The 19,092-nt window shown below is 65.4% G+C and carries 17 protein-coding genes; 11 read left to right on the top strand and 6 right to left on the bottom strand.

Annotated elements, in window-relative coordinates:
• Positions 1-1,944, top strand: a 1,944-nt coding sequence (locus AC1D1G_RS27085) for a glycosyltransferase (RefSeq protein WP_477954416.1), incomplete at its 5' end; no start/stop codon positions are given.
• Positions 1,941-3,146, top strand: a complete 1,206-nt coding sequence (locus AC1D1G_RS27080; protein ID WP_477954415.1) for a glycosyltransferase family 4 protein — start codon at positions 1,941-1,943, stop codon at positions 3,144-3,146. The genes AC1D1G_RS27085 and AC1D1G_RS27080, both read left to right, overlap by 4 nt.
• Positions 3,147-3,160: 14 nt before the next feature.
• Here the strand turns inward: AC1D1G_RS27080 and AC1D1G_RS27075 are convergent, their stop codons facing one another.
• Complete coding sequence (locus AC1D1G_RS27075) at positions 3,161-4,528, bottom strand: putative glycoside hydrolase (RefSeq protein ID WP_477954414.1); 1,368 nt, start codon at positions 4,526-4,528, stop codon at positions 3,161-3,163.
• A 74-nt stretch (positions 4,529-4,602) separates the two neighbouring features.
• On the opposite strand from AC1D1G_RS27075, the gene AC1D1G_RS27070 reads away from it, so the two are divergent.
• The 5 genes from AC1D1G_RS27070 to AC1D1G_RS27050 are packed head-to-tail and all read left to right on the top strand — an operon-like array spanning position 4,603 to position 11,310.
• The gene (locus tag AC1D1G_RS27070) at positions 4,603-6,759 is read left to right on the top strand and encodes a heparinase II/III family protein (protein ID WP_477954413.1); all 2,157 of its coding nucleotides are present in this window, start codon (positions 4,603-4,605) and stop codon (positions 6,757-6,759) included.
• Positions 6,760-6,794: 35 nt separating this feature from the next.
• The gene (locus AC1D1G_RS27065) at positions 6,795-8,156 is read left to right on the top strand and encodes a nucleotide sugar dehydrogenase (RefSeq protein ID WP_477954412.1); all 1,362 of its coding nucleotides are present in this window, start codon (positions 6,795-6,797) and stop codon (positions 8,154-8,156) included.
• A 2-nt stretch (positions 8,157-8,158) separates the two neighbouring features.
• Positions 8,159-9,187, top strand: a complete 1,029-nt coding sequence (locus tag AC1D1G_RS27060; RefSeq protein WP_477954410.1) for a glycosyltransferase family 2 protein — start codon at positions 8,159-8,161, stop codon at positions 9,185-9,187.
• 14 nt (positions 9,188-9,201) lie between these two features.
• The gene (locus tag AC1D1G_RS27055; RefSeq protein ID WP_477954409.1) at positions 9,202-10,761 is read left to right on the top strand and encodes an oligosaccharide flippase family protein; all 1,560 of its coding nucleotides are present in this window, start codon (positions 9,202-9,204) and stop codon (positions 10,759-10,761) included.
• Positions 10,762-11,310 carry a YdcF family protein gene (locus tag AC1D1G_RS27050; protein WP_477954407.1) on the top strand — a complete coding sequence of 183 codons (549 nt, stop codon included), beginning with the start codon at positions 10,762-10,764 and terminating at the stop codon, positions 11,308-11,310.
• Here the strand turns inward: AC1D1G_RS27050 and AC1D1G_RS27045 are convergent.
• On the bottom strand, positions 11,265-12,401 hold the full coding sequence (locus tag AC1D1G_RS27045) for a class I SAM-dependent methyltransferase (RefSeq protein ID WP_477954405.1): 1,137 nt from the start codon (positions 12,399-12,401) through the stop codon (positions 11,265-11,267). The two genes, AC1D1G_RS27050 and AC1D1G_RS27045, sit on opposite strands and share 46 nt — an antisense overlap.
• Positions 12,402-12,463: 62 nt before the next feature.
• Between AC1D1G_RS27045 and AC1D1G_RS27040 the strand changes: the two genes are divergently transcribed.
• Positions 12,464-13,033 carry a dTDP-4-dehydrorhamnose 3,5-epimerase family protein gene (locus tag AC1D1G_RS27040; RefSeq protein WP_477954404.1) on the top strand — a complete coding sequence of 190 codons (570 nt, stop codon included), beginning with the start codon at positions 12,464-12,466 and terminating at the stop codon, positions 13,031-13,033.
• A gap of 19 nt (positions 13,034-13,052) precedes the next feature.
• On the opposite strand, the gene AC1D1G_RS27035 is transcribed toward AC1D1G_RS27040, so the two are convergent.
• The 4 genes from AC1D1G_RS27035 to AC1D1G_RS27020 are packed head-to-tail and all read right to left on the bottom strand — an operon-like array spanning position 13,053 to position 16,793.
• Positions 13,053-14,093, bottom strand: a complete 1,041-nt coding sequence (locus AC1D1G_RS27035; protein ID WP_477954403.1) for an NAD-dependent epimerase/dehydratase family protein — start codon at positions 14,091-14,093, stop codon at positions 13,053-13,055.
• A gap of 1 nt (position 14,094) precedes the next feature.
• Positions 14,095-14,745, bottom strand: a complete 651-nt coding sequence (locus tag AC1D1G_RS27030) for a PIG-L deacetylase family protein (protein ID WP_172650272.1) — start codon at positions 14,743-14,745, stop codon at positions 14,095-14,097.
• A gap of 3 nt (positions 14,746-14,748) precedes the next feature.
• Positions 14,749-15,537, bottom strand: coding sequence for a glycosyltransferase family protein (locus AC1D1G_RS27025; RefSeq protein WP_477954401.1), 789 nt, complete (start codon positions 15,535-15,537; stop codon positions 14,749-14,751).
• Positions 15,534-16,793, bottom strand: a complete 1,260-nt coding sequence (locus AC1D1G_RS27020; RefSeq protein WP_477954400.1) for a methyltransferase domain-containing protein — start codon at positions 16,791-16,793, stop codon at positions 15,534-15,536. The genes AC1D1G_RS27025 and AC1D1G_RS27020 overlap by 4 nt, the downstream gene beginning before the upstream one ends.
• Positions 16,794-17,139: 346 nt before the next feature.
• Between AC1D1G_RS27020 and AC1D1G_RS27015 the strand changes: the two genes are divergently transcribed.
• The 3 genes from AC1D1G_RS27015 to AC1D1G_RS27005 all read left to right on the top strand — a co-directional run bounded on the left by AC1D1G_RS27015 (position 17,140) and on the right by AC1D1G_RS27005 (position 18,998).
• On the top strand, positions 17,140-17,604 hold the full coding sequence (locus tag AC1D1G_RS27015) for a GyrI-like domain-containing protein (RefSeq protein WP_477954398.1): 465 nt from the start codon (positions 17,140-17,142) through the stop codon (positions 17,602-17,604).
• Entirely contained in the window at positions 17,601-18,026 is a 426-nt protein-coding gene (locus tag AC1D1G_RS27010) for a hypothetical protein (RefSeq protein WP_054246042.1), read from the top strand. Before AC1D1G_RS27015 ends, AC1D1G_RS27010 begins: the two co-directional genes overlap by 4 nt.
• 303 nt (positions 18,027-18,329) lie before the next feature.
• Complete coding sequence (locus AC1D1G_RS27005; protein ID WP_477954397.1) at positions 18,330-18,998, top strand: hypothetical protein; 669 nt, start codon at positions 18,330-18,332, stop codon at positions 18,996-18,998.
• The last annotated feature ends 94 nt before the right edge of the window (positions 18,999-19,092 follow it).

The following is a 19,092-nucleotide window of genomic DNA, read 5'->3' as shown; positions in this document are numbered from 1 at the left end:
GTCGTATGGGTCCACAACTGCGGTGAGACCACCACGAGGAGTGTCTTTCGGCGGATCGTCGACCGCGCGCTCGGCCCGGTCACGAGCGCGTATTTCGGTGTGGCGAAGTTGCAAGTTCCCTATTTGGTAGACGATTTGCACATCCCGCCGGGCAAGATCCGAATCATCCACAACGGTGTGGACCCCGCAGAGTTCGATCCGAGGGGAGATCGTGCCGCCGCCGCGGAGTTCGGGATCGGGCCGCGCGACCGAGTGGTGGGAATCCTTGCCGCGCTGAGACCCGAGAAGGACCACGCCACGCTGTTGCGCGCCGCACGGCTGGTCATCGACGAGCTGCCGGATACGAAGTTCCTCGTCGTCGGCGATGGGCCGACGCGAGGCGATCTGGAACGGCTCGCCAGTGAGCTGGGCATCGCCGACCGTGTGGTGTTCACCGGTTCGCGTCCGGATGTAAGGGATCTGCTCGGGGTGATGGACGTTTTCGTCCTGAGCTCGTACAGCGTGGAGTGTTTTCCGATGGCGTTGCTCGAGGCGATGGCCGCAGGCCGGCCGGCGGTCTGCACCGCAGTCGGGGGTGTTCCAGAGATGATTTCGGAGGGTGTGACCGGATTTCTCGTGCCCCCGCGTGCGCCGACGGCACTCGCCGAGAAGCTGTTGCGAGTGCTGACGGATCGCGAGAAATCCAGGGAAATGGGCCTGGCAGCGCGGACACGAGTCGAGTCCGAGTTCAGCCTGTGCGCCAGCGTCGCCGAGAGTGAACGTGCACTCGAGGAGGTGGCGGGTCGATGCCCGCCTCGCGGGGCGAGACCGATCCGGCTCAGTCTTGTGTTGGACCTGACGTTCGTCGGAGGTGTCGAACTCCTGATGCTCGAACTGTTCCGCAATCTCGATCCGCGGGTGGTACGACCGCGCCTGATCTGTCTGCGCGAGGCTGGGCCGCTCGGCGAGGAGTTTCGGAGGGCGGGATTCGACGTCGAAGTGCTCGAGCGCTCGGGTCGCTACGACGTTCGAACCCTGCCGCGGTTGATCCGCAGCCTGCGACGTGATCGCACGGACGCGGTGCTGGTTACTCATCATCATCGAGCGGCGCTGGCGCTGGGGCGAATTGCGGCACGGATCGCGGGAGTAGGTGCCAACATCGTGGCGGTCCACGACATGGACCTGACGTCGGTCGGCAAGCGTTGCCTGCCGCGCTCCACCGTGGAGACGCTGTGGCTGTCCGACGCGCTGGTCCTGCTCGCCCCGCGACAGGGCGAGTACCTGCGCCGGGAAGAAGGGGTGGGACGCTTCGCGTGGCGACGCACGCGCGAGGTGGTGAYTCCGAACGGGATAGTGCTGCCGCCGTTGCCGCGTGACACCGATCGTGAGCGTGCCAGGGCCGCGTTCGGTCTCGACCAGCAGGACTTCGTCGTCGGTATCGTCGGCCGGCTCAGCAGTCAGAAGGCGCACCAGGTGCTCTTCGAAGCGATTTCTGCCGTGGCGGCGTCCGGTGTCCGGGTACGGCTGGTCGTGATCGGAGGCGGCGAACGCGACGATGAGTTACGCACTCGTGCCACCGAACTCGGTATCTCGGGCCGCACGCTGTTCATGGGGGTGCGGCGGGACGTGCAACAACTCCTGCCAGGGCTCGACGTGTCCTGTCTGTCGTCCGTGCATGAGGGTGTGCCGATCATCGCGATCGAGTCCATGGCCGCGGGCGTGCCGCTCGTGGTCACCGATTGCGGTTGCCTGCGAGACATGGTCACCGATGGTGAACAGGGTTATGTGGTGCCGGTCGGCGATGCACATGCGATGGCGCAAAGGCTCATTTCCTTGGCCGCGGACCCGGGACTGTGCACTCGGCAGGGACGGTCGGGGCGTGCACGGGCGGAACAGCAGTACCGGATCGAAGACACGGCGCGAGGATTCGAGCGCCTGCTCACGGAAGTGGTGGAGGTGCGATGAGTCGGCACATTCTGATTCTCGTGGAGAATCTCTCGGTACCGTTCGACCGCCGGGTGTGGCAGGAGAGCAGCGCGTTGGTCGAGGCAGGCTACCGCGTCACGGTGATATGCCCGATGGGGGCCACCCAGGACTGCGAGCCGGACGCCACGCTGGACGGGGTMCGCATTCTCCGCTATCCCCTTCGTGCCGCGGAAGGTGGGCCGTTGGGCTATCTGCGGGAGTACGGTCTGGCGTTGTGGCACACCACGCGGCTCGCTCTCCGGGTGCGGCGTGATGATCCGGTCGATGCCGTCCACGCCTGCAATCCGCCGGATCTGCTGTTCCTCGTCGCTGCGCTTCTTCGCCCGGCCGGTGCCAAGTTCGTGTTCGATCACCACGATCTGGTGCCCGAACTCTTCCTGTCTCGGTTTCCCCGAGGCGGTCCGATCCTCTATTGGGCGACCAGGCTACTGGAACGGCTCACACTGGCGTCCGCCGACGCGGTGATCTCGACGAACGAGAGCTATCTGCGGGTTGCCCTCGAGCGCGGGCATCTGCCGCCGGAGCGGGTTACCGTCGTTCGGAGCGCGCCCGATCTGAGTCGGTTCGTCTGCCGAGATCCCGATCCGAACCTGAAGCGCGGCAAGCGGTATCTCGCAGCGTACTTGGGTGTGATGGGCCCGCAGGACGGCGTCGACTATGCGCTACGGGCCCTGGCTCACCTGCGGGACGGCATTGGGCGGGACGACCTCCACTGCATATTCATGGGAGCGGGGGACGCCTTCGACGACATGGTGGCCCTCAGCGAGAAGCTCGGACTCACAGACATGGTCGAATTCACCGGCCGGGTTCCCGACGAGTTCGTGCAGCGATGTCTGTCGACCGCAGATGTCTGTCTCGCACCGGATCCACGCAACCCGTTGAACGATGTGTCGACGATGAACAAGGTCGTCGAATACATGGCGATGGGTCGCCCACTCGTCTCGTTCGAGCTCGTCGAGTCGAGAGTGTCGGCGGGGGAGTCCGCCGTCTACGCCCCGGCCAACGACGAGGCAGCCTTCGCAGCGGGGATCGACGAGCTGCTACGGGACCCGCAGAAACGTCACAGAATGGGCCAACTGGGCCGGGCACGTGTCGAGCAGCAGTTGTCGTGGGAGACGTCGCGCCGGGCACTCACGGACTTCTACGCGCGGCTCTTCGCGGCCGAGCGCGTGAGGCGATGAACGACCGAATGCGGTCATGGGTTCTCGCTCGAGAGCACGAGACCGTCGCTCGGTTGGAGGGTCACCGACGTGACGGTGTCTCCGTTGTTGGTGCTCGGATCCTGGACGCCCTGAAGTCGCCGAAAGGGCTTCTCGAGTTGCACTTCTCGCGGTTTGCCGTCGGTGTTCAGCAGGACGGTTCCGTGCTCGAAGTCGCGACGGAAGAGGCCGTGGCCCAGCGACCCGACCCCGTCGGCGTACGGATCGTTGAGGACAGCCGGCGACGGGTCGGCCACCAGTGGATGCCCGAGGTACCCCGGGCCGAGTCCGCCACCGTCCATCTCGTCGAAGTAGGCCGGCTCGTCGTAGTCGGCGCCCATCGGCGCCCAGAATCCGTTCTGGAGCAACGTCGCCGCCAGGAAGTACCGGGCACGCTGGAATTCCTGCGCCGAATGCGGTGCGGCACCCAACTTGTCGATCGTCATCGCGAGGCCGGGCCGGCGGTGTTCGCCATCGGCGGTCAGGCTGACATACTGCTCGATGTCGAACATGGGATTCCGGGCGGCGCGCGGGTCTGCGAATTTTTCCCACGCCCGGCCGTCCAGTTGTTGCGTCAGCAGTGTCYGGTCGCCGTTCGCGATCAGGATCGCGTCCGGAATTCGTTGCCGGATGATCTGTTCGGCCAGGTTCACGCCCCGTTCCCAGGGGTTTCCGAACCCGTAGATCGAATCGTCCGGCTCGTCGGTTCCATCGGAGTCGATGTCCCAGTGATCTCGATCCGCACTGTAGATTCGGTCGCCCCAGACGTCGAGGAAGACGCCGTCCCACACCCCCGCGGACCAGACGTCGTCCACCACCCAGTTCGCGGCATACTCGGCAAAGATCTGACCGTTGATCCGCGGCGCCTGGTCCGTGAGGTTGGTCATCGTCGACTCCGGCCACTCGCTGACCGGCGTGCCGTCCGTCGTGTGCGCCAGCCATGGTTCCGGGAACGCACTTTCGCCGTTCTCGTCGAACTGCCACAGCGCGTATCGGTTGGCCCAGTACGCCTCCGTTCCGAGTTGATCGGGATGGTCGACCACGTTCACGTAGGCGAGCAACCGGAGGCGCGGATTGGCGTGACGGAGCTCGTCGAAGTATTCGTGCGGCTTCCGGTTCGCCCACTCGTTGTCGATGACCACCACGTCGTATCGAGCGAGCTCCTCGACGGGCGGAAGATCCTGCTGATTCAGGAAATACGTTGCGGTCCTGGGGAACGTCAGGGAGTGGGGATCGCCGGGCGCGGGCGCGGGACGGTCGTCCACGGACGTAGCGCAGGCAGCGATCAGTCCAACGGCCGTAACGACCGTCGTCAGGGCGAACCGGAGGAGGCTGAAACGCCGGGTGGCGAGAGTGCCGGGCACCGAGTCAGCTTGACACGCTCGACGGCATCTTGTCACCTGCCGGATGAGGTTCTCGTATCCGCATGGAGGGCGCCGTGAGTCAACTCTTGTGGCACGTGCGGCGATTGCAGTCGATGAGCCCGCGCGAGGTGGCATGGCGTGCGAGTCGAGCGGGTCGGAGCCTGCTTCCGCATGGCGGGCGCGGTGCGACGAGTGACGCAGACCTGTTCGGAACGCCGGAGGCGGACTGGGAAACCGCGTTGGCGAGATTCCGGGAATGCGCCGATCGGCCCGCACTGCTGGACCGCGGCCGGGCGGCCGTCATCGCGCGGGAACATCCGGCCGGGGTCGAGCAGGTGATCGCGGCTGCCGAGCGCGTGGCCGGTGGGCGATTCGCCTACTTCGGTTACCCGGAAGTGACGCTGCCGGAGCCGATCGACTGGCACTACGACCCGCATTCGAAAGTCGGCTGGCCTGTCGTGCCCGCATCCAGAATCGACCACCGCACCGCGGATGGTGATCCGAAGTGGATCTGGGAGCTCAATAGACTCCAACATCTGACCTGGCTCGCCGAAGCGTGGTTGTTCACTGGTGAGGAGCGATTCGGGGACGCGGCGTTTCGTCATCTCGACTCGTGGATCGAGCAGAATCCGCCGGGCATCGGCATCGGATGGCGCGGTGCCTTCGAGGCGGGGGTTCGCTCGATCTCGATCGCGGTGGCACTCCAGGGTCTGCGGGATTCGCCGGAGTTGACGACCGCGCGGTTTCGGGCCGTCGTCCGCGTGCTCGCCGAGTCTGCCCGTCGCTGCTGGGACGAGCGTTCACGGTTCAGCTCGGCGAACAACCACCTGGTAGGGGAAATGGCAGGCCTGGCCACAGTGTCAATTCTTCTGCCGGACCTGGCCCGTGCCGAGTCGTGGGAGAAGGACGCGATCCGCGTATTGTCGGCCGAGGCCGGGCGGCAGATCCTGCCCGATGGTGCAGGCGCCGAGCAGGCAATGGGATACCAGATCTTCACGTCGGAACTGCTTCTCACCGTGGCGGCGTTGCTGACGCTTCGTGACGGTCGACCACCCCCGGAGTTGATCGCGGCCGTCGATCGGAGCGCGGACTTCATCGCAGCACTCGTCGGTGATCGTGACCCGGAGCCGCACTACGGCGACGACGACGAGGGCTTCGCGCTCCGGCTCGGCGCGGAGCCGGTGCGCACAGCCCGAGATCACCTCGGCACGGTGGGCGCGGTGACCCGCAACACGGCGGCACGTCGGGTGGGCCGCTCGACGCTGTCGGCGGCCTGGTTGAACTACGCTCGCACAGAACCGGTTTCCGGGGTGGAGTCCTTCCCCGAACCTGGTCCTCGTAGCTTCTACGCCCCGCACGGCGGTCTCGTCGTGCTGCGCGCGGGCCCGCGCCGGCTGACTGTCGACGTCGGGCCGCTCGGTTACCTCTCGCTCGCTGCACACGGGCACGCCGACGCCCTCGCGGTGACGCTGAGCATCGACGGCGACGACGTGATCGGCGACCCCGGCACCGGCAGCTACTACCGGCACCCCGACTGGCGCGCTGCTCATCGGGGTACTCGCGCTCATGCCACCGTATGTGTCGACGGCCTGGACCAGTCGGTCGTCGGGGGGCCTTTTCTGTGGACGGAGCACGCCCGGGTTCGGGTGCGGTCGGTCGACCTCGAGCGCTGTGTCGTCGATGCCGAACACGGTGGCTACAGTCGGCTCTCGCAGCCGGTGGTGCATCGGAGGTGGCTCATCGCGCCGCCGGATCGGGGCAGCATCCTCGTCGTCGATCTCATCGCGGGCCGAGGCCGTCACGAGGTACGCACGTCGTGGCCGCTGTCGCCCTCGCTGGACGTCACACCGCTCGAGGGGGGTCACCTTGCCAGCCGCGATGGGGAGCCGATTCTCCAGCTGGTCCACAGCGCCAGCAGTGAGTTGATCCGGTACGAGGTACGAGGTGACGCCCAGCTCGGTCTCGGGTGGTGGTCGCGTCGGCTGGAATCGAGAGAGCCGGCATGGTTGGTCGGTGGGTACTGCACGGGCGACGTACCGGTTGTGGTCGCAACTGTGCTCAACCCGCTGGACGAACGCATGGCGTGGGCTGAAGACCTCACCGTCGGGGTTCGCGATGGATGTCTCATCGCGAGTTGGCGCGAGGGGAGCTCGGAAAACCGGCTTGAAATCAACCATGCGATTGGAACCACGACGAAAAACGGGGACGTAGTATGGAATAGGTCCCATTAGAAAACTTCTAGACCTCTACTGGTTGGGCGGTTGTCATGAGCGCGACCGAATTGCATATGCGTCCATCCGCGCGGCGGATAGCCCTGAGCGTCTTCGGGCTAGGCTACGTCGGATGTGTGTCGGCGGCGTGCCTGGCGTCCCGGGGTTTCCCCGTGGTCGGGGTGGACGTCAATCCCTCGAAGATCGATTTCCTGCGCCGGGGCCAGACCCCGGTGTTCGAGGAGCGGATCGGCCAACTGATCGCGGAGGTGGTGGAATCCGGCCTGCTCACCGTCAGCGACGACCCCGCCGCCGCCGTCCTCGCGAGCGACGTCACGATCGTCTGTGTCGGCACCCCGTCCGCACCGGGGGGAGGCCTGGCCACCCGCTATCTCGAGCGTGCGACCGACGAGATCGGCGCCGCGCTGGCGACCAAGGACAGCTTCCACGTCGTCGTCTATCGCAGCACCATGGTGCCGGGTACCTGCGAGGAGATACTCATCCCGCGTCTGGAACGTGCCTCGGGCAAGCGTGTGGGTGTCGACTTCGGCGTCTGCGTCAACCCGGAGTTCCTGCGCGAAGGCAGCAGTGTGCGCGACTTCCTCAATCCGCCCAAGACGGTGGTGGGGGAAAGTGACGAGCGCAGCGGGAAGCTGGTGACAAGTCTGTACGACGGGCTCGGTGGACCGCGGTTCCGCGTACCGATCCCCGTCGCCGAGATGGTCAAGTATGTCGACAACAGTTTCCATGCCCTGAAAGTGGGGTTCGGCAACGAAATCGGAGCCATCTGCGCATCTCTGGGGCTCGACTCACACGCCGTGATGGACATCTTCCTCGCCGACACGAAACTGAATCTCAGTGCCGCCTATCTGCGTCCGGGATTCGCTTTCGGCGGCTCGTGTCTCCCGAAGGACGTGCGCGCGCTGATGCACACTGCTCGAATCCACGACGTCGAAGTGCCGGTGCTGGCGAACGTGCTGGTGTCGAACGAGATGCACCTGCGGCGGGCAGTGGACCAGGTGATCGCGTTGGGTAAGCGGAGGATCGGCATCTTCGGTCTGTCGTTCAAGCCCGGCACCGACGATCTGCGTGAGAGCCCGATGGTCGAGTTGGCCGAGCGACTCATCGGCAAGGGTTACGACGTCAAGATCTGTGATGCCAACGTCGCACTGTCCAGGTTGTTGGGCGCGAACCGCGACTTCATCGAGGAACTGCTGCCGCACATCRGTGAGGTTCTCACCGATGACGTCGACGCCGTCCTCGATCACGCAGAGGTGCTCATCGCGGGGTCCAGGGAGCCCGCAGTGGTGGCGGCGGTCAACCGGGCGGGCGCGCAGCACACGGTTGTCGACCTCGTCCGGCTCCCAGGCGCCGAGGAGCGGCGCCGGCGCGAAGGTTATGTGGGCTTGGGGTGGTGACGGTGAGCGACTCGCGCCCCCTCCCTACCTTCAGCTTTCTGACCACCGCCTACCGGACGGAGGAGTATCTGGCGCAGACGATCGAGTCGGTGCACCGCCAGACCCGTACCGACTGGGAGTTGATCGTCGTCGACAACGGATGCTCCGACGAGATCGCGGCGATAGTCCGTTCCTTCGCATCCGACAGCCGAATCAGGCTGGTAAGACAGGAGAATCGTGGATACGAGGGCGGTGTGACGGCTGCCGCCGCCCTGGCGCGCGGACAGTACTTCTGCGTGCTCGACAGCGACGATCTGCTGATGCCGGACTTCTGCGCGCGGACGGGGGCGGTACTCGCCGCCGACCGGGCTGTCGACGCGGTCGGTTGTGACGCCCTGCTGTTCGACGATCACGGTGGCGCAGCCAAGGGATACCTACGCTCGATCGGATTCAGGGCGCGACCGGATCCGGGGCAGCCTCTGGCGCTGACCGAGATGCTCGCGGGATTCATCCCCTACTACACGGGCGCGGTTCGGCGCGAGGCGTGGATCGCTGTGGGTGGGTACGAGCACGCGACACAGGAAGTCGAGGCGGACGTGGTCATGTGGCTGAGGCTCGTCGATTCCGGATTCGATGTGCGAATGCTCCCTGAGCGCCTCGCGCGCTGCCGTGTCCGGAAGGACTCGGTATCGCGCGACCCCGCCGGGGTCGAGGCGTTCGATTGGCGCATTCAACGGTCGTTCCAGACGGTGGCCCACTCCACGAGCCGGGCCGAGGACCTGGACGCGCTACGGCGCAATTTACGGCGGTTGCGGTACCACCAGGCGATGCGACGGGCCCGACGGTCGCTGCTCGAAGGGAACCTGGCCGTGGCGCGTGTCGAGGCGAAAGCGGCGTTCGCGCAGCGGCACACACTCCGTGCCGCCTTGGTGACGTGCTCGTTATCGCTCTTTCCCGACACGATGCGCAGGCTGCATCCGGTCAAGCAAAGGGTCACCGTTGCCCTCGGACACATGATCGGTCGGCGCACCGAGGCTGTGAGTCGGCCGTGAACGAAGGCGGCGCAGTGGATTCGTCGACGCCCGAGCGCGCCCCGGAGTGTGGTGACTCGGGACCTGCACCGTCGCCCGGGACCACCTCGGTCGGCACACTGAGCAGCATCCTCCGCCGCGGAGCCGCGATGGCCGCGGCGGGTCTGCTGATCGTGCAGGGTGTGACGTTCGTGCAGACGTTGGTGCTGGCACGGCTGCTGAGCCCCGAGATCGTCGGGGTGTTCGCGGCGGGTACGGTGATGACGACCTTTCTGGTGGTCGTCACCCACGGCACGTTGGCCCAGGCACTCGTTCAGCGTGAGCACGACGTCGAGAATGCGGCCACCACGGTGTTCTGGGTGACCCTGGGTACGGGGATCCTCATGAGCCTGGTCATGTTGGCGGTGTCCCCCTTGATCGGGCGCGTGTTCAGCAGCCAGGCGGTCGGGACGGTGGCCGCTGCCATGTCCGGTTCGATGTTCTTGATCGCGATCACGTGCGTCCCGGATGCCCTGATGCAGCGTCGATTTCAGTTCAAGCGCCGGATCATCGTGGATCCCGCCGTGGGGCTCACCTTTGCGGCGGGTTCGATAGTCTTCGCCGCGCTGGGGTACGGCGTCTGGTCCCTGGTGATCGGCTCGTATGCGTCGATGTTCGTCTGGATCGTCGCGAGTTGGTGGCTGTCCCGATGGCATCCGTTCGGTGGGCGGTTCTCGTTTCGGATCTGGCGCGAGATGGCGGTCTTCTCCTTTCCGCTACTACTGGACGGCGCAGCCGCACGGGCACAGGAGGTCGTCGAGTTGACGATCATCGGTCGCGGGCTGAGCGAGGCTGCGCTCGGCAACTATCGGTATGGCCGCAGGATCGCGTTGCTCCCCGGCATGGCGATCGTCCAGGTCTGCTCGTATGTGCTGTTTCCCGCCTTCTCCCGCATCTCCTCGGACTCGCGGCGCTTCAAGGACGCTTTCCTGCGTGCTCTGAGTTGGATCTGGCGGGTGGCGATGCCGGCCGGGGCACTGATGGTCGCAGTCGGTGAGCCCGCCGTCGTGGTGCTGCTCGGCGAGCCCTGGCGCGGCGCCGGAGTGGCGGTGTCATCAATGGCGGGCATCGGACTCGGCGTGGCGATGAACTCGGTGAGCGCGGAGGCGATGAAGGGCGCCGGCCGATCCAGCCGCATGAATTGGATGACCGCAGCGGGCCTGCTCACCGGAGTCCCCTTACTGCTGCTGTTGTTACCTCTCGGTCTCGCCGGGGTCGGTCTCGCGGTTTCCGGCGCGGCGATCGTCGTGGGGATCACGGGGCTCGGACTCGCGCGCTCGGTGATCGGGGCATCGGGTGGTGAGATAGCCCGGGTGATGGTCCCACCAGTGATCGCCTCGCTGGCTGCGTTCGCGGTGATCGCGCCACTCGAACGGTACGTGGTGCACTCGGACCAGCGGTCGATCGCGGTGGGACTCGCGTCAATAGCCCTGGAGTGTGTTGCGTTCCTGATCGCCTACCTCCTGTCCCTTCGGTTGATCGCACCATCCGCCTTCGCGGAGATACGGGCGGCCGTCCACACGATCGCCGGCCGCGTCGTGGGAGGGGAACGCTAGGTGCGCAGTACAGCTCGATGGTTGCGCTGGCCGTTCATCTGCGTGGTTGCCGCGGTCCTCGGCGCGACGGCAGCAGGTGTGCCGACATATGTCGAGCCGCAACTCGACGAGCTCCACCGAGCCGATGCGATCCTGGTTCTCGGTGGTCCCGGCCACGAGCGCTATACCTATGGACTCGACCTCGCCCTCGAGGGACTCGCCGGGCATGTGGTGCTGTCCGATCCGAGTGGTGGATCCGACGAGTGGCTCGATCGACTGTGCGGAGCTCAGTTCGCGTTTGCGGTCGTCTGCTTCGATCCCGACCCCGCGACCACCGCCGGGGAAGCGAAGGCATTTAGCGATCTCGCGACGGCCGGCGGATGGAACAGCGTCATCGTGGTCACGTTCACACCGCACGTGTCACGGGCTCGGTACATTATTCAGCGCTGCTTCGGCGGGGACGTCATGATGGCGGCCAGCCCGGCGGACATCTCTGCCGCCGACTGGGTGTGGCAGAGCGGCTATCAGACGGCAGGGTATGTGCGGAGCTTGTTCCATCCAGGCTGCTGACGTTCCCCGTCGGTGATGTCCACCACCCATTTGCCGGTCAACCCTGGAAACTGCGATTGCACCTCCGGGAGCAGGTCGGCGACCGTCAGCAGCACCACGTCGGGGTCGTCTGCGAGCAGCTGCGCGGGGGAGATGATCGGGACATCGGTGCCGGGCATCCGCCGGCCCTGCTTGGCGCGGGACGCGTCGGCCACCGCGCACAACACACGTCGGTCGACGCCCGCACGGCTGAGCAGGGCAACTGCCCGCGACGCCGCACCGTATGCGTAGACGCGTTGCCCGCGACCTGCCATCGCGGCGAGCCAGGTACGCAGCGAGCTGACGTGGTCGTCCGCGGCCTGCTGCAGGTGGCGGATCGATCGCGGCTTGCACACACCCATGGCGTTTTCAGCCGCGAGGATTCTGCGGACGGTGTGCGACGTGTCCGACCGGACGCCGTGCCGGGCGGCAACCAGGACGGTGCCACCGTACAAGTCGAACTCCCACGCGTACGAAATGCTCATGCCGACGTCGCCGAGCATACGCTGTAGGGCCGTCAGGGAGTAGTACGCGTAGTGGCCGTGCCGCAGCGCGTTCCATTGTCTGTGCGTGACTATTGCAGCGAGAGAGTGGAATTGGAGAAGAAGGGTGCCATCACTTGCCGTTGTGCTCACTCGTTCCGCCAGTGCCGCCCTCTGGCGTCCTTCGTGCATGAGGCCGAAGCAATCGAGCACCACCGATGCAGGTCTCCCCGGGGGCGGCGGGCGGAACCCGCGGTCGGCGAGCAGTCCGAGCCAGCTGCCGCCGTGCGGGCTGCCGAACTCGAGGACGGTGTCGCCGCTCAGGAAGCCCGACTCGGCGACCGTCCGAACGGCGTCGGCAGCCTGGTTCCGCAACGCGAGAGGTTCGACTCCCYGCGGCTCCTCCGGCGTTGTGTCGTCGTCCGCGAGTTGCGCGAGTCCGCACTGTCGGCACAGCTCCATTGCCAGCGGATGCGCCGACTCGCGCGAGTCGATCGCCGACCACGCCGGCGGGAAGTGGTCCGCGGCGGGCATACGCCCGAGATCGAGCACACGGACCGTGTCGGAACCGGCGCATCCGCGGCAGATCATCGTGGCCGTCCGGACTTCCGGAAACGCCGCACCCGCCTACCGCGGTGCGGCACGATGGTGATGTGCGCGTGGAAACCACGGAACTCGAGGATGTCCTGCTCTTCACTCCCGAGCCGTTTCGGGACGAGCGGGGACTCTTCACGCGGACGTTCGACGCACACATATTCGACGACGCCGTCGCGCGCCGAGCGTCCCCGCGCCGACCGGTCCGCGCCGCGGACTTCGTGCAGGACTCCCAGTCGCGATCGGTGCGCGGCGTGATCCGCGGCATGCACTGCAGATCGGGGGAAGGCGAAGCCAAGCTCGTGCGCTGCGCGCACGGAGCGATCTACGACGTGCTCGTGGATGTACGGCGGACGTCGGCAACCTTCGGCCGGAAGCAGGCGTTCACAATCGATGACGACAGCTTCTCGCATCTGTTCGTGCCAGCAGGATTCCTCCACGGTTTCCAGGCCCTCACCGGCTGCGCCGACGTCTGTTACCGGATCGACCGCGGCCACGATCCCACTGAGGATCTCGCCGTGGCCTATGACGATCCCAGCCTTGGGATCGAGTGGCCGCTCCCAGTGTCCGCGGTGAGCCCACGCGATGCCTCGGCGGGGAGCTGGGACGCTCTGCTGCGGTCTCTGTGAGGACCGCGAGTCGCAGGCGTCAGGCATGTCCGGACCCGACCCGGAGAAACCGGAGTGATTCGTCGAGCACGCCCGCGGCCCGCAGGGTCTGCAGGTGAGCAAGCCGGGTGAACCGGGTGGTGAACAGCTCTTCCGTGAGCCCCCAGCGCACGTAGTTCTCGTACAGTTCGACCGCGCCCGCGTCGACGGTCCACTGCGGGGTGTATCCCTCGAATGCCGTCCGGATCGCGCTGAAGTCGACGCGATACGACCGCGGATCCGGTCCTGTCTCACCGGTGACGTCGACGGTCGAGTTCGGCACTGCCGTGGCCGCGGCTTCCGCGATCTGCGCCACGGTGACGTTGTTGTCCTCGGTCCCCACGTTGTAGGCGCGGCAGTGAATCGCGTCCACGGGCGCGACGAGTGCGGCGCAGAATGCAGCTGCGATGTCGCGGGCGTGCACCAGTGGGCGCCACGGCGTGCCGTCCGACAACACACGCACGGTGCCGGTCAGCATCGCGACGCCGACGAGATTGTTGAGGACGATGTCGGCGCGCAGACATGGCGAGAACCCGAACGCGGTCGCGTTTCGCAGAAAGACCGGCGAGAACCCCGAGTCGGCGATGGCGGTCACGTCCTCCTCTACGCGCACCTTGCTCTCCGCGTACGGGGTGAGCGGGCGGAGGGGTGCCGATTCGGTCACCAGATCCTCGCCCGCCGAGCCGTACACCGAGCATGTCGATGCATACAGGAAGCGTTGCACACCGGCGTCTTTCGCGAGCCGGGCGAGGTGCACGGACGCGTGATGGTTGATGTCGAAGGTGATCTCGGGGGCCAGTGAACCCAGTGGATCGTTCGACAGCGCGGCAAGATGGATCACCGCGTCGAAGCCGACGAGATGTGACGCCGTCACATCGCGGATGTCTCCGTGAATCGACGGAACCTCGGCACTGTCGGGTCCGAGGATGCAGCCGGCGAACAGTCCCGAGTCGAGCCCGACCACGTCGTGGCCGGCGGCGAGCAGACACGGAGCCATGACCGAGCCCAGGTAGCCACGGTGTCCGGTGAGGAGCACTCGCATGTCAGGTCCTTCCGAATCGTATGTTCGCCTTCTCGAGAACGAAGGCCTCGGCGTGCAGCCGCCTGCACTGCACACCCCGCAGCCGGGTGACGCCGAGGAACGCTTCTTCGTCGAACCAATCGCGGTCGATCTGGGACGGGTAGTGCTTCAACAGAACCCGGGCCTTTTCCTCCGCGACCGCTCGTATCAGAGGATGGAAGACAGTGGGGTGGGGGGTGTCGGTCTCCCATTTGAGGATCTCGTAGCCCAGCACGAGATGGTCCCGAAACACTGTCGGTACGAGTTCGGCCAGTAGCCGGTGATCCTGGTGGGCATCCCCGCGGTGTGGAGCGAACACGATGTCGGGCTCACATCGTCGCCGGAATCCCTCGAGTGCAGTCTTGATCGGCTCCCAGTATCCGGGCGCGTGCCCGTCAGGAACGTCGAGGACGTCGAGTTCGAGGTCGGCACCGGGGCACAGTGCGGTGAGCGCGTGCCGTTCCTCGATCTCTCGCCTGGAGTCGTTGCCCGACAGCACCAGGGCACGCACTCGGAGTCCTGGCGAAGTGGACGACAGAGTCAGCAGCGTCCCGCCGACGCCGATCGCGATGTCGTCACAGTGTGCGCCGAGAACGGCGATCTCGGCTACCTGCGGGGTATGGAGGTCGAGCATGACCTATGACACCGCCTGCGGTTGATCCCACACCATCCACGGATGGATGCCCTTTGCGTAATTCGCGTCGAGTTCCGCCCGCTCCTTGAAGGTGTCGGCAGGCTTCCAGAAGCCCTCGTGCCGGTATCCGAACAGGCGGCCCTCGCCCGCCAGGGTTTCGCAGACATCCGCTACCAGATCGCCGCCCGGTGGGAGAAGGTCGAAGATCTCGTGGCTGAGGACGAAGTAGCCACCGTTCTCCCAGATCGGTAGCCGACCGACCGGTATGATCTCCTTGACCTCGCCGTTATCGGCCACGTTCACGCAGTGGAACGAGGACTGCGGCGGAACGACGAGCATCGACGCCGCGGCACCGGATTCGTGGAACTTCGCGACCACGTCGTCGAGGGGAGCGTCGGTCAGGACGTCTGCGTAGTTCGCGAGAAAGTATTCGTCGCCGTCGAGGTGCCGTCGCACGCGGCGCAGTCGTTCACCGATCGCCGATTCCAGACCCGTATCGACGAACGTGATGGACCAGTCGCTGATGTCGGAATGCAGAAGCTCGATCTTGTTGGCGTGAAGGATGAAGTCGTTGGACTCCGCTTCGCGGTAGTCGAGGAAGAACTCTTTGATTGCCTCGGCGCCGTACCCGAGGCAGAGGATGAACTCCGTGTGCCCGAAGTGGGCGTAGTAGTGCATCACGTGCCACAGCAGGGGTCGGGGGCCGACCATCTGCATCGGCTTGGGGATTGCGTCGCTGCGGTCGTTTCGCATGCGCATGCCGTAGCCGCCGCAGAACAGGACAACTTTCATGTCGTGAGCCTCCTTGACACGAGGTCCGGCTGGAAACCAGCGCTGTGTAGGGAGGGGAGTGGAAAGACCAGTTCCCCGCCCCACTCTGTGATGTATCGCAGTTGTTCGGTCAGTTCTGCCTCGAGATTCCAGGGCAACGCGAGGACGACGTCCGGGCGATCCTTCTCGATCTGCTTCGGGTCGAGGATCGGAATCCGGGTGCCGGGCGTGAAACGACCGTGCTTGTAGGGATTCCGATCGACCGTATATTCGAGTAGGTCCGGACGAATTCCGCAGTAGTTCAACAGCGTGTTCCCCTTACCCGGAGCGCCGTAGCCGACGACCGTCCGGTTCTCGGTCCGGCAGTCCAGGAGGAACCCGAGCAACTGCTGTCGTACAGCCCTCACCCGAGGCTCGAGTCCGAGGTAGCCGTCGACGTCGTGCAGGCCGGCCGCCTTCTCCCGGTGCAGCACCTCGGCGACGCGGCGAGTCGGCTCCCGGCCGACGGCGCTGGGACGCGCCCAGATCCGTATCGATCCCCCGTGTGTATCCAGCAGTTCCACATCGACGACGGTGAGGCCCGCCGTCGCGAGCGCGCGGGTCGCGGACAGTACGGTGTAGTACTGGAAGTGCTCGTGATAAATCGTGTCGAACTGCGCGAGGTGGACCAGATTCAAGGCGTGGTGAACCTCGATGCTCAGCCAGCCGTCGTCTGCGACGAGGGTGCGGAGAGAGCGAGTGAATCCGAGAAGGTCCGGGACGTGCGCGTAGACGTTGTTCGCGACCACGAGTTCCGCGGGGCCGTGCTCCGCTCGAACACGGGCGGCGAGGTCCTCGTCCAGGAACGCGGTGAGAGTGGGAACCCCGCGCTCACGCGCAGCCGCACCGACGTTGTGCGACGGTTCGATTCCGAGACAGCGGATTCCGGCGGCGACGCAGTGTTGCAGCAGGTAGCCGTCGTTGCTCGCCACCTCCACGACCGACGAAGTGTCGTCGAGGCCGAGTCTGTCCGCGGCCGAGGCGACGAACCTCCGCGCGTGCTCGACCCAGGAGTCCGAGAAGGAGGAATAGTAGGCGTAGTCGGTGAAGGTGTCTTCCGGCGTGATCAGTGCAGGAATCTGCAGGAGCAAACAGTCTTCGCACAGCCGCAGGTGCAGTGGATAGGTTACTTCCGCAGTGTCCAACGCGGCTTCGGTCAGGAAGAGTTCACAAGGCGGGGTCGCGCCCAGGTCCAGGATGCTCCGCATCCGGTCGGAGTCGCACAGTCGGCAGCGCACTGCAGTCTCCCTTCACCCCGGGGAGGTCATGACGTTCCTGTCAGGTATGTCACACCACGGGTCGTCGATCCACTCAATAAACCACACTTCATGTCACCGTTCAAGGCTCAAAACCAACTTTGGGTATGTTAGATGCGTGCAAAACCATTTTCGAAATTTATCGAATTAGTCCAGACAGTGGAGTAATTTGTAGCCGCGAAGAGGAGGCTGGCGGCTTCGGGGACCAATGACGCAGACGGTGGATACCCGACGATGTATTGTGAAAATTCGACCTCCAAAATGCAGGAGGCCGAACATAAATTGTCGTTGTAGGCCATATGTTCCGATGACATCGGAGGGGTGCCCGGTGCCGTTCGTCATTGTCGAACGTGAAGAGACGTTAGTCGCTGGACTGGCTGTGCGCAGCCCCAAGCGGGCGCTGGGGGAAGCGCGCGACAAGGCTCTCGAGAAGACGTGGTCCACCCTCCTCGCGCAGAATGTGGATCGCCCGTTGGCCTCTGCCTACGTTGACCACGCTCCCGAGATCAATTCGTATTACACGCAAATCGTGGGGTACGAGTGCTCCTCGATAGATCAGGTAGGGCGCGGGCACCTGGTATCGCGGATTCCTGTGGGCACCTATGCGAAGTTCTCCTCGGTCGGCACATTCCCTGATCTCTTCGACGCCCTCTGGGGGCAGATTCGAGACGCGGAGGAGTCACAGCAGATTCAACGGTCCTTCACCGGCGATTTCGAGTTCTACCCGCATGCTTTCGGGATCGATCTCTATGTGGCGATAGTGCCACCCGCCACCAGGCAGGGGCAGCAATGAGTTTCGAAATTGTCAAGCGTGAGTCGACTGATTTCGGTGGCCTCGTTCTCCCGCGCATGGAGTTGGGTTCGTCGGCGCATGCGACCGACCTGTTGAAGTTCACCCGCGAGCGCGTCCAGCTGCGCGGCGTCGAGGAACTCACCACCGTCTACGTCGCGGTCCCGGAGCTGGGATGGACGGCCGTGATCGGGTATCGCTGCATCGACCTCGACCACCTCGAGATCGGCGACGTGCTGGTGCGGGTCCCGGCCGGTTATTTCGCGAAGTTCACACCCGACGGGCGGACGTCCGACCCCATCGAAGATGTGTGGATCCAGGCCGAGGTGGCCGAGAAGGAGGGGCGCATCGAGCGCGCTTACGCGGAAGAGGTAGAGGTCTTCCGTCCTCCGAACAACGTCGAGTTGTTCATTTCCCTGACGTAATTCAGGCGCGTTGAGTACCGACCTGAAGTTTGTTTTAGTGCCTATTTTCGGCACCACAGGTGACAAATCCGGAGTAAACGCGGAAAATGAGTAGCCGCGGGGCTGTGACCGGGTGTTCGTGTGTCCAGTTCTTGGGGTCTTAACGTAACCCGTGAGTCCCCCGGAATTGCCGCACCAACTCCGATGGGAAAGCCAATGCCTGTTGAACAGCTGACGCGTCCGCAGACCGACGTACGGTCGACCGAGACCATACTCGACCGAACTCTGAGTGTCTGGGATCCCCGGTCGGAGTGTCGCTTCGTCGTGGCCCGGCCCTCCGACGAGCCGGCGCTGTGGGAAGCATATCTCGAGGGTGCCGTGACCGGCTATCGCAAGTACGGCGCCGAGAAGGCCCTCGAATACCGCCGGATACAGGACGGCGACACCACTGCAATGTTCGTTGTCGCGATCGAGCCGCAGGGCTCCGTCGCGGCGGGCGTCCGAATCCAGGGACCCTATCTTTCCGCAGATCAGGCGCATGCGATCACGGAATGGGGCACCCATCCCGGAGCTCCCGCCGTCCGCCGGATGATCGAGGACCGGTTGCCGTTCGGCGTGTTGGAGGCGAAGGGCGCGTGGGTGTCGGACAGCGCCGGCCGGCGGGGTGAACTCGTCGGCGCACTGGGCCGATTCGCCACCTATTCGATGGATCTGCTCGACGTCCAGTTCATGCTCGCAACCGCGGCGGCCCACGTTCTGGACACGTGGCGGTCCTCCGGCGGGGTGGTGGCCGACCATATTGCTCCTGTGCCTTACCCCGATGACCGCTACGAGACGCGGCTGATGTGGTGGGATCGGAGTAGGCGCAGGGGCCGCGCCGAATCCGTGCAGTTGGCCCAACTGTTACTCACGACGTCCCGCTCGACGCCGTCGGCGGACACCGCGACGGGGACGGGAGGAAACGTCGTCCGGCCGATGCGGAGCGTCTCGTGAACGAATCCCGCGGTGACTACACCGCACTGCTGTTCGACGAGGGCCACTCCGGGGACGCGGCGGTACTCGACCGTCTCCGCCGCGACCCCGCGGT

It is taken from the genome of Rhodococcus sp. P3_B8, from assembly GCF_056402775.1.
This window is presented reverse-complemented; position numbering and strand designations above follow the sequence as displayed.

What these genes read in the sequence shown, in the direction of transcription:
- AC1D1G_RS27025 (WP_477954401.1), bottom strand. Translation starts at nt 15,537, where the DNA reads ATGAAAGTTGTCCTGTTCTGCGGCGGCTACGGCATGCGCATGCGAAAC.
- AC1D1G_RS27010 (WP_054246042.1), top strand. Translation starts at nt 17,601, where the DNA reads ATGAGTTTCGAAATTGTCAAGCGTGAGTCGACTGATTTCGGTGGCCTC.
- AC1D1G_RS27035 (WP_477954403.1), bottom strand. Translation starts at nt 14,093, where the DNA reads ATGCGAGTGCTCCTCACCGGACACCGTGGCTACCTGGGCTCGGTCATG.
- AC1D1G_RS27030 (WP_172650272.1), bottom strand. Translation starts at nt 14,745, where the DNA reads ATGCTCGACCTCCATACCCCGCAGGTAGCCGAGATCGCCGTTCTCGGC.